Origin of the sequence: Melaminivora alkalimesophila (genome assembly GCF_000282995.1) — a bacterium.
Taxonomy (GTDB): Bacteria; Pseudomonadota; Gammaproteobacteria; order Burkholderiales; family Burkholderiaceae_C; genus Melaminivora; species Melaminivora alkalimesophila.
Genome location: NZ_ALEE01000368.1, coordinates 1 through 9547, shown reverse-complemented (window position 1 = coordinate 9547; position 9547 = coordinate 1). Strand labels below are relative to the sequence as shown.

Here is a 9547-nt window from a genome sequence, read left to right as displayed (position 1 = left end):
CGGCCGCGGCTACCGCTACGCGCACGACGAGCAGGACGGTTTTGCCGCCGGCGCCAGCTACCTGCCCGAAGGCATGGCGGCGCCCGGCTTCTACGCCCCGGTGCCGCGCGGCCTGGAGATCAAGATCGGGCAGAAGCTCGAGGAGCTGCGCGCGCGCAACGCCGCAGCCGCGCCCGACGCCGACGCCGCGACCTGAGCCCGGGTGGCGGCCCGCGCTGTCCGCATCCCGGCTTCCATGGGCCCGGCAACAGACCCTGTTGTGAATCAGCGCAATCCCTGATTTTTGCGACTCCATCAGTATTTCTAATGGGCCCAGGGCTCGCCTGATGGCCTTCCGCTTCGAGGGAAAACCCCGCCGAACGAGGGTGCCTGCGGCTGTCCCGGCCGTGACAAAATTTCACCAGGAAACCCGTGCAGACCCTTTGCCTGCCGGGTTTTTTATTAACCGGGCAGGAACTGGCGCCGCGGACTGCGGCCGGTGCGCGCCACGGACGAGAGACCGAACGAGGAAGCAAGCTTATGGACATCCTGCTGCAACAGATCATCAACGGTCTGGTCCTGGGCAGCATGTACGCCTTGATAGCCCTGGGCTACACCATGGTGTACGGCATCATCCAGCTCATCAACTTCGCCCACGGCGAGGTGCTCATGATCGGCGCGCTCACCAGCTGGAGCTGCATCGGCCTCATGCGCGAGGCCATGCCCGGCGCGCCCGGCTGGCTCATCCTGCTGCTGGCCACCGTGATTGCCTGCATCGTGGCGGCGGCGCTGAACTTCACCATCGAGAAGGTTGCCTACCGGCCGCTGAGGAACAGCCCGCGCCTGGCCCCGCTGATCACGGCCATCGGCATGTCGCTGCTGCTGCAGACGCTGGCGATGATCATCTGGAAGCCCAACTACAAGCCCTATCCCACGCTGCTGCCGCCCGTCCCCTTCCAGATCGGCGGCGCCGTCATCACCACCACCCAGATACTGATTCTGGGCGTGACGGTGGTGGCGCTGTCGGCCATGGTCTACCTGGTGAACTACACCCGCCTGGGCCGCGCCATGCGCGCCACGGCCGAGAACCCGCGCGTGGCGGCGCTGATGGGCGTCAAGCCCGACATGGTGATCTCCGCCACCTTCATCATCGGCGCGGTGCTGGCGGCGATTGCCGGGATCATGTACGCCTCGAACTACGGCACGGCGCAGCACACCATGGGCTTCCTGCCCGGCCTGAAGGCCTTCACGGCGGCCGTGTTCGGCGGCATCGGCAACCTCACGGGCGCCGTCATCGGCGGCATCCTGCTGGGCCTGATCGAGGCCATCGGCTCGGGCTACATCGGCGCCCTCACGGGCGGCGTGCTGGGCAGCCACTACACCGACATCTTCGCCTTCATCGTGCTGATCATCATCCTCACGCTGCGCCCTTCGGGCCTGCTGGGCGAGCGCGTGGCGGACCGCGCCTGAGCGAGCACCGGAGCCATCCATCATGCAAAGCAAGAGCAAGACCCAGTGGATCCTCGGCGCCATCGCGCTGCTGGTCCTGCCCCTCATCCTGCAGTACTTCGGCAACGCCTGGGTGCGCATCGTCGACCTGGCGCTGCTGTACGTCATGCTGGCCCTGGGCCTGAACATCGTGGTCGGCTACGCCGGTCTGCTGGACTTAGGGTACGTCGCCTTCTACGCCGTCGGCGCCTACATGTTCGGGCTGCTGGCCTCGCCCCACCTGGCGGAGAACTTCGCCTGGTTCGCGGCGCACTTCCCGGAAGGGTTGCACATGTCGCTGTGGGCGGTGATCCCGCTGGCGCTGGTGCTTGCCACCATCACCGGGGTGCTGCTGGGCATCCCGGTGCTGAAGCTGCGCGGCGACTACCTGGCGATCGTGACGCTGGGCTTTGGCGAGATCATCCGCATCTTCCTGAACAACCTGGACCATCCGGTGAACGTGACCAACGGCCCGAAGGGCCTGGGCCAGATCGACTCGGTGAAGTTCTTCGGGCTCGACCTGGGCAGGCGGCTGGAGCTGTTCGGCTACGACATCAGCTCGGTGACGCTCTACTACTACCTGTTCCTGGCGCTGGTGCTGGTGACCATCTTCGTGTCCTACCGCCTGGAGGACTCGCGCATCGGCCGCGCCTGGATGGCGATCCGCGAGGACGAGATCGCCGCCAAGGCCATGGGCATCAACACGCGCAACATGAAGCTGCTGGCCTTCGGCATGGGCGCGTCCTTCGGCGGCGTCGCGGGCGCCATGTTCGCGGCCTTCCAGGGCTTCGTCTCGCCCGAGTCCTTCAGCCTGATGGAGTCGATCATGATCGTCGCCATGGTGGTGCTGGGCGGCATCGGCCACATCCCGGGCGTGATCCTCGGGGCGCTGCTGCTGGCGGCGCTGCCGGAGGTGCTGCGCTACGTGGCCGGGCCGCTGCAGGCCATGACCGACGGCCGCCTGGACGCCTCCATCCTGCGCCAGCTCTTGATCGCGCTGGCGATGATCATCGTCATGCTGCTGCGCCCGCGCGGCCTGTGGCCCGCGCCCGAGCATGGCAAGAGCCTCGTGCAGAAGAGCTGAGCAGACACACCGGTACAACGACATGGCAGACACAAACACCGACGTGGTGCTCAGGGTCGCGGGCATCTCCAAGCGCTTCGGCGGCCTGCAGGCGCTCTCGGACGTGGGCATCACCATCCGCCGCGGGCAGGTCTATGGCCTGATCGGGCCGAACGGCGCCGGCAAGACCACCTTCTTCAACGTCATCACCGGCCTGTACACGCCCGACTCGGGCAGCTTCGAGCTGGCGGGCCAGCCCTACGAGCCGCGCGCCGTCCACCTGGTGGCCAAGGCCGGCATCGCGCGCACCTTCCAGAACATCCGGCTGTTTGCCGAGATGACGGCGCTGGAGAACGTGATGGTCGGGCGGCACATCCGCACGCGCTCCGGCCTGGGCGGGGCGATCTTTCGCACCCGCTCGTTCAAGGAGGAAGAGGCGGCGATCCGCCAGCGCGCGCGCGAGCTGCTGGAATATGTGGGGATCTCGCAGTACGCGGACTTCCGCGCGCGCACCCTCTCCTACGGCGACCAGCGCCGCCTGGAGATCGCCCGCGCGCTCGCCACCGACCCGCAGCTGATCGCCCTGGACGAGCCGGCCGCCGGCATGAACGCCACCGAGAAGGTGCAGCTGCGCGAGCTGATCGACCGCATCCGCAACGACAACCGCACCATCTTGCTGATCGAGCACGACGTCAAGCTGGTCATGGGCCTGTGCGACCGCGTCACGGTGCTGGACTACGGCAAGCAGATCGCCGAGGGCACGCCTGCGCAGGTGCAGAAGAACGAGAAGGTCATCGAGGCCTACCTGGGCACGGGGGGACACTGAGAAATGGCAGACATGGCACAAACGGCCGATTCCTCCCGACCGGTCCTGCTCAAGGTGCGCGGGCTGAAGGTCGCCTACGGCGGCATCCAGGCCGTCAAGGGCGTGGACATGGAGGTGCGCGAGGGCGAGCTGATCACGCTGATCGGCTCCAATGGCGCGGGCAAGACCACCACCATGAAGGCGATCACCGGCTCGCTGATCATGAACGACGGCGACATCGAGTACCTGGGCCGCAGCATCCGCGGGCGCGGCGCCTGGGACCTGGTGCGCGAGGGCCTGGTGATGGTGCCCGAGGGGCGCGGTGTGTTCGCGCGCATGACCATCACCGAGAACCTGCTGATGGGCGCCTACACGCGGCGCGACAAGGCCGGCATCGAGGCCGACGTCGAGAAGATGTTCGCCATCTTCCCGCGCCTGCGCGAGCGCAAGGACCAGCTGGCCGGCACCATGTCCGGCGGCGAGCAGCAGATGCTCGCCATGGGCCGCGCGCTCATGAGCCAGCCCAAGGTGTTGTTGCTGGACGAGCCTTCCATGGGCCTGTCGCCCATCATGGTGGACAAGATCTTCGAGGTGGTGCGCGACGTCTATGCGCTTGGCGTGACCATCGTGCTGGTGGAGCAGAACGCCAGCCGGGCGCTGGCGATCGCCGACCGCGGCTACGTCATGGAGTCGGGCCTGATCACCATGGCCGGGGGCGGGCGCGAGCTGCTGGAGGATCCGCGCGTGCGCGCGGCCTACCTGGGCGAGTGACGGCGGCCGGCGGGGCGCGTCGCCCCTGCGCCGGTTTCGTGGCGCCGGAAGAACGGCCGGGCGGAACTTTGCCGTCTGCCGGCTCCGGACGCCGCAAGGGGCACCGGGCACGCGGTTAAACTCGCGCCCATCCAGCGCCCGGGCCGGCCCGCACGAGGGGCCAGCGCCGCGCACGACCTCCCTGACCTGTCGTTTTTCGCCTACCCCTCCAGGAGCCCGCATGCTGTTTGGCAAGCTGTTGCCACGCGAAGGCAACTTTTTCGAGATGTTCAACCAGCACGCCGAGCACATCGTCGAGGCGGCGCGGGCGTTCTCGCAGCTGGTGGCCCACTACGGCGACGCCAACCTGCGCGACCGCCACACGCAGGAGGTGGACAACGCCGAGCGCGCGGCCGACCGGGTCACGCACGAGGTCAACCAGACCCTGCACAAGACCTTCATCACGCCCATCGACCGCGAGCAGATCCACCTGCTGATCAACACCATGGACGACGTGGCCGACCTGATCCAGGACTCGGCCGAGACCATGGCGCTGTACGACCTGCAACACCTGACGGAAGAGGTCTCGCTGCTCACCGACCTGAGCCTGGAGTGCTGCGAGCGGGTGCGCGACGCCGTCCAGCTGCTGGCACGCATCGCCGACCCGGCGGTGGCCGAGCGTGCACTCAAGATCTGCGAAGAAGTCGACCGGCTCGAGGGCGATGCCGACCGGGTGCTGCGCAACGCCGTGGGCAAGCTGTTTCGCGAGAAGGTGGACGTGCTCGAGCTGATCAAGCTCAAGGCGATCTACGAGTTGCTCGAGAGCGTGACCGACCGCTGCGAGGACGTGGCGAACCACATCGAGGGCGTGATCCTCGAGAACTCCTGATCCTGCCCAAGGAGCGAGCAGGGCTGCTGCCGGCCCTGCGGTGCCATCATGGAAACAATGCAAACCGCCCTGTGGATCGTGGTCATGCTGGTGGCGCTGGCCATCGTGTTCGACTTCATGAACGGCTTTCACGACGCGGCCAACTCGATCGCCACCGTGGTCTCCACGGGCGTGCTCAAGCCCACCCAGGCGGTGGTCTTCGCCGCTTTCTTCAACTTCATCGCCATCCTGGTGTTCCACCTGAGCGTGGCGGCGACCATCGGCAAGGGCATCGTCGATCCGGGGGTGGTCGACACCCACGTGATCTTCGGGGCGCTGGTGGGCGCCATCACCTGGAACGTCATCACCTGGTACTACGGCATCCCGAGCAGCAGCTCGCACGCGCTGATCGGGGGCATCGTGGGCGCGGTGATCGCCAAGGCCGGCTCGGGCGCGCTGGTCGCGGCCGGCATCCTCAAGACGGTGGCCTTCATCTTCATCTCGCCGCTGCTCGGCTACCTGCTGGGCTCGCTGATGATGATCGCCGTGGCCTGGACCTTCCGGCGCGCGCGACCCAACCGGGTGGACAAGTGGTTCCGCCGGCTGCAGCTGGTCTCGGCCGGCGCCTACAGCCTGGGCCACGGCGGCAACGACGCGCAAAAGACCATCGGCATCATCTGGCTGCTGCTGATCGCCACCGGCTACACGTCCGCCAGCGACAGCGCCCCGCCTTTCTGGGTCATCGTCTCGTGCTATGCGGCCATCGGGCTGGGCACCATGTTCGGCGGCTGGCGCATCGTCAAGACCATGGGCCAGAAGATCACCAAGCTGAAACCCGTGGGCGGCTTCTGTGCCGAGACGGGCGGCGCGATGACGCTGTTCTTTGCCACGGCGCTGGGCATTCCCGTCTCGACCACGCACACCATCACCGGCGCCATCGTCGGCGTCGGCTCCACGCAGCGCGCCAGCGCCGTGCGCTGGGGCGTGGCCGGCAACATCGTCTGGGCCTGGATCCTGACCATCCCGGCAAGCGCCTTCGTGGCCGCCATCGCCTACTGGGTCAGCCTGCAGCTGTACTGAGCCGGGCCGCAGCGCCGGCGCGGTGGCGGGCGCCTATTGGGAGATCTTGCGCGCTTCCTCGATCTGGTACTCGAAGTAGCGCTGGAAGCTGAACGCCAGGCTGGCCATCAGCACCGCCGTGCCGATCATCAGCGACAGGCCGATGCCGACCACCGTGAACCAGTGAGTGCGTCCCGGCGGGGCCTCGGGGTCGGCCTGCGGGTTGTAGCGGGCGTTCCAGCGCTCGGGCGTCATGAGGCCATAGAGGATGGCGCGCAGGGCGCAGCCCGCGATGGTGAAGCCCAGCATCGGGATCAGCAGCCAGCTCAGGTGGTCGTCCTGCCCCCATTGCTGCACGCGCTCGATGCCGTAGAGCCCGAGCGCCGTCGGCATGGGCAGCATCCACGCCAGCAGGTCGCCGGGGCCGTGCAGGTAGAAGCGGTGCAGGCCCAGGGGCCCGCCCAGGAAGGCCAGCCAGGTGGCGAGGGTCTTGTTCTTCATGGCTGCGCATTATTGGCCACATGCGCGGTGTGCAGCCCCGCGCGCTCTGCCTGCGACCCGGCTATAATTTCGGGCTTTACCGCGTGTCGCTGGCCGGGTGGCCAGTTGCGTGTCTCAAACGCGGCAAGAACGCCGCGGCCGCAGGCGAGGATTTGCCCGGCCGCAACCACCCGAAGGATTCATCATGGTCGTGATTCGACTCTCGCGCGGCGGCTCCAAGGGCCGTCCGTTCTTCAACATCGTCGTGGCCGACAAGCGCGCCCGCCGCGATGGCCGCTTCATCGAGCGCCTGGGCTTCTACAACCCGTCCGCCAAGGGCGGCGAAGAGCCCCTGCGCATCGCCCAGGACCGCCTGAGCTACTGGAAGAGCGTGGGCGCGCAGGCCTCGCCCACCGTCGAGCGCCTGGTTCGCCAGGCCGCCAAGCAGCAGCCGGCTGCCGCTGCCGAGGCCTGAGCGGGGCACTGCGCCGGGATTCGGCCGCCGCCCGTCGGCGGCTTCCCGGCAGCTCCCATGGGCGGGTCCCGTCGGCCATCCGGCGGGCTCGCCCTTTTTCGTTGCCGCGGCGCCCGCAGGGCGGGTGCTGCTTCCTTGAATGAGCCCCTGCCATGCCCGAACAGCCTGTATTGCCGGCAGCTGAGCTGCCTGAGGATGCGGTCGAGGTCGGCCGCATCGCCGACGCCTGGGGCGTCAAGGGGTGGTTCAAGGTGCAGCCCTTCAGCAGCGATGCCGAGGCGCTGCTGTCGGCGCGCGCCTGGTTCCTCCAGCCGGCGCTGCGCGGCGGCAAGACCGCCTTCACCGGGACGGTGCAGCTGTCCATCCGCCAGGCGCGCCCGCATTCGGACACCCTGGTCGCGTGGGCGCACGGGATCGACGACCGCGATGCCGCGGAAGGGTTGCGCGGCGCGCGGGTGTTCGTGCCGCGCTCGGCCTTTCCGCGCACCGCCGAGGACGAGTACTACTGGGTCGATCTGATCGGGCTGGAGGTGGTCAACCGCCAGGGGGTGGCGCTCGGCACGGTGCGCGAACTCCTGCCCACCGGGCCGCAGACCACGCTGGTGCTCGACCACCTGCAGGACGGCAAGCCGCTCGAGCGGCTGATTCCCTTCGTCTCCGCCTTCGTGGACGAGGTCGACCTGGCGAAGCGGCGCATCACGGTGGACTGGCAGCCGGATTTCTGAACAGGCTGCGGCGGCCGCTCCATGCGTTTCGACGTCATCACGCTGTTTCCCGAGCTGTTCGCGCCCTTTCTGGCGAGCGGCGTGACGCGGCGCGCCTATGCCGGTGGCCAGGTCGACGTGCGCCTGTGGAACCCGCGCGACTTTGCCGAGGGCAATTACCGCCGGGTGGACGATCGCCCCTTCGGCGGCGGCCCGGGCATGGTCATGCTGGCCGAGCCGCTGGCGCGCTGCCTGGAGGCGATCCGGGCCGACCGCGCCGAGGCCGCGGCTGCGCAGGCGCCACTGGTGTTGTTCTCGCCCATCGGCGAGCGATTGACGCACGCTGGGGTGCAGGCCTGGAGCGAGGAGGGCCGGGGCGCGGTGCTGTTGTGCGGGCGCTACGAAGGGGTGGACCAGCGTTTCATCGACCGCCATGTCGATCGCCAGGTCAGCCTGGGGGATTTCGTGCTCTCCGGGGGCGAGATCGCGGCCTTGGCGCTGCTGGATGCGGTCGCGCGGCTGCAGCCCGGCGTGTTGCACGATGCCGGCAGCCACCAGTTCGACAGCTTCCATCCGGAACTCGACGGCCTGCTCGACTGCCCGCACTACACGCGCCCGGAGGTCTGGGAGGGCGCGCCGGTGCCGCAGCCGCTGCTGTCCGGCCACCACGCCCGCATCGAACGCTGGCGGCGCGAGCAGCGCCTGCTGACCACCGCACGCCATCGGCCCGAGCTGCTGGAGGCCGCCCGCAGCAAGGGGCGGCTGTCGGCGCAGGACGAAGCCTTCCTGCGCCAGGCCAGCGACTTGCTATAATTGCCTGTTTTCGATCCTCTGGCCGGCCGCCATGCAAACAGCTGCACCACGCGCTCAGCCTCTTGCTTGCATGGCATACAAGGCGCCAATCGGGGCGCCCAGCCAATCATGGCGCGGACAAGATCGTTGAAGTGAACCCATCATGAACCTCATCCAGACCCTCGAGCAGGAAGAGATCGCTCGCCTGAACAAGAACATTCCCGAGTTCGGCCCCGGCGACACCGTGATCGTCAGCGTGAACGTCGTGGAAGGCACGCGCCGCCGCGTGCAGGCCTACGAAGGCGTGGTCATCGCCAAGCGCAACCGCGGCCTGAACAGCGGCTTCACGGTGCGCAAGATCTCCAGCGGCGAAGGCGTGGAGCGCACCTTCCAGACCTACAGCCCGCTGATCGCCGGCATCGAGGTCAAGCGCCGCGGCGACGTGCGCCGTGCCAAGCTCTACTACCTGCGCAGCCGCAGCGGCAAGTCGGCGCGCATTAAGGAGAAGCTGCCCTCGCGCGTGCGCCTGAGCAGCAACGCCCAGGCCGTGGACTGAGTCCCGCCCGCGCCCGCCGCGAGAAAAACCGCTACAGTGCCTTGCGGCCTGTGGCGGTTTTTTCATGGGGAAGCCGCCCGCGCCCCCCGACCCCGTTTCCTGCCCCGTGTCCGGGAGATGCCGCTGGGTGCCGCCCGGCGTGACCACCGATGCCACCGCTGCCTCCGAGCCTGCCCGTCTTCGATCCGCGCTCCGTGCCCATCGTCGGTGTGGACGCCCACCTGCCGCCGGTGGCGCCCACGGAGCAACAGCCCGATGCCCTGCGCCGGCGCTTCGCCATGCCGCCGCCCTGGACCCCGGAGATCCGGCGCGAACCGCGCTTCATGGACCGCGCGCCGGCCCATGCCGCCGTGCTGGTGCCGATCGTGCTGCATCCGCGCCCGACGGTGCTGCTGACCGAGCGCACCACCAACCTCTCGACCCATTCCGGCCAGGTCGCTTTCCCCGGCGGGCGCACCGACCCCGAAGACCGCGACGCCATCGCCACCGCCCTGCGCGAGGCCGAGGAGGAGGTGGGGCTGGAGCGGC

The 9547-nt window shown here is 68.5% G+C and carries 13 protein-coding genes; 12 read left to right on the top strand and 1 reads right to left on the bottom strand.

Going from position 1 to position 9547, the window contains the following annotated elements:
* The 7 genes from A612_RS06890 to A612_RS06860 form a co-directional block, all read left to right on the top strand.
* A partial coding sequence (locus tag A612_RS06890; protein WP_040436265.1) for an AAA family ATPase occupies nt 1-196 on the top strand: 196 nt, incomplete at its 5' end.
* A gap of 323 nt (nt 197-519) precedes the next feature.
* Nucleotides 520-1449: a branched-chain amino acid ABC transporter permease gene (locus A612_RS06885; RefSeq protein WP_019373776.1), complete on the top strand. Its 930-nt coding sequence runs from the start codon at nt 520-522 to the stop codon at nt 1447-1449.
* Between the two features lie 22 nt (nt 1450-1471).
* Nucleotides 1472-2551 carry an ABC transporter permease subunit gene (locus A612_RS06880; RefSeq protein ID WP_019373775.1) on the top strand — a complete coding sequence of 360 codons (1080 nt, stop codon included), beginning with the start codon at nt 1472-1474 and terminating at the stop codon, nt 2549-2551.
* Between the two features lie 22 nt (nt 2552-2573).
* Nucleotides 2574-3356, top strand: a complete 783-nt coding sequence (locus tag A612_RS06875) for an ABC transporter ATP-binding protein (protein ID WP_019373774.1) — start codon at nt 2574-2576, stop codon at nt 3354-3356.
* A gap of 12 nt (nt 3357-3368) precedes the next feature.
* Entirely contained in the window at nt 3369-4106 is a 738-nt protein-coding gene (locus A612_RS06870) for an ABC transporter ATP-binding protein (protein ID WP_040436266.1), read from the top strand.
* A 220-nt stretch (nt 4107-4326) separates the two neighbouring features.
* Nucleotides 4327-4974, top strand: coding sequence for a DUF47 domain-containing protein (locus A612_RS06865; RefSeq protein ID WP_019373772.1), 648 nt, complete (start codon nt 4327-4329; stop codon nt 4972-4974).
* 48 nt (nt 4975-5022) lie between these two features.
* Nucleotides 5023-6033: an inorganic phosphate transporter gene (locus A612_RS06860; RefSeq protein ID WP_040436264.1), complete on the top strand. Its 1011-nt coding sequence runs from the start codon at nt 5023-5025 to the stop codon at nt 6031-6033.
* A 33-nt stretch (nt 6034-6066) separates the two neighbouring features.
* On the opposite strand, the gene A612_RS06855 is transcribed toward A612_RS06860, so the two are convergent.
* Nucleotides 6067-6513, bottom strand: coding sequence for an NINE protein (locus tag A612_RS06855; protein WP_019373770.1), 447 nt, complete (start codon nt 6511-6513; stop codon nt 6067-6069).
* A 184-nt stretch (nt 6514-6697) separates the two neighbouring features.
* Between A612_RS06855 and rpsP the strand changes: the two genes are divergently transcribed.
* The 5 genes from rpsP to A612_RS06830 all read left to right on the top strand — a co-directional run.
* A complete protein-coding gene (gene rpsP / locus A612_RS06850) occupies nt 6698-6967 on the top strand; it encodes a 30S ribosomal protein S16 (protein ID WP_019373769.1) in 270 nt (89 codons plus the stop codon).
* Between the two features lie 152 nt (nt 6968-7119).
* Nucleotides 7120-7692, top strand: coding sequence for a ribosome maturation factor RimM (gene rimM, locus A612_RS06845; protein ID WP_040436263.1), 573 nt, complete (start codon nt 7120-7122; stop codon nt 7690-7692).
* A gap of 21 nt (nt 7693-7713) precedes the next feature.
* Nucleotides 7714-8484, top strand: a complete 771-nt coding sequence (trmD, locus tag A612_RS06840; protein ID WP_019373767.1) for a tRNA (guanosine(37)-N1)-methyltransferase TrmD — start codon at nt 7714-7716, stop codon at nt 8482-8484.
* Between the two features lie 142 nt (nt 8485-8626).
* The gene (rplS, locus tag A612_RS06835) at nt 8627-9019 is read left to right on the top strand and encodes a 50S ribosomal protein L19 (RefSeq protein WP_019373766.1); all 393 of its coding nucleotides are present in this window, start codon (nt 8627-8629) and stop codon (nt 9017-9019) included.
* Nucleotides 9020-9168: 149 nt separating this feature from the next.
* Nucleotides 9169-9547 (top strand): NUDIX hydrolase (locus tag A612_RS06830; RefSeq protein WP_019373765.1); only part of this gene is annotated, 379 nt, incomplete at its 3' end.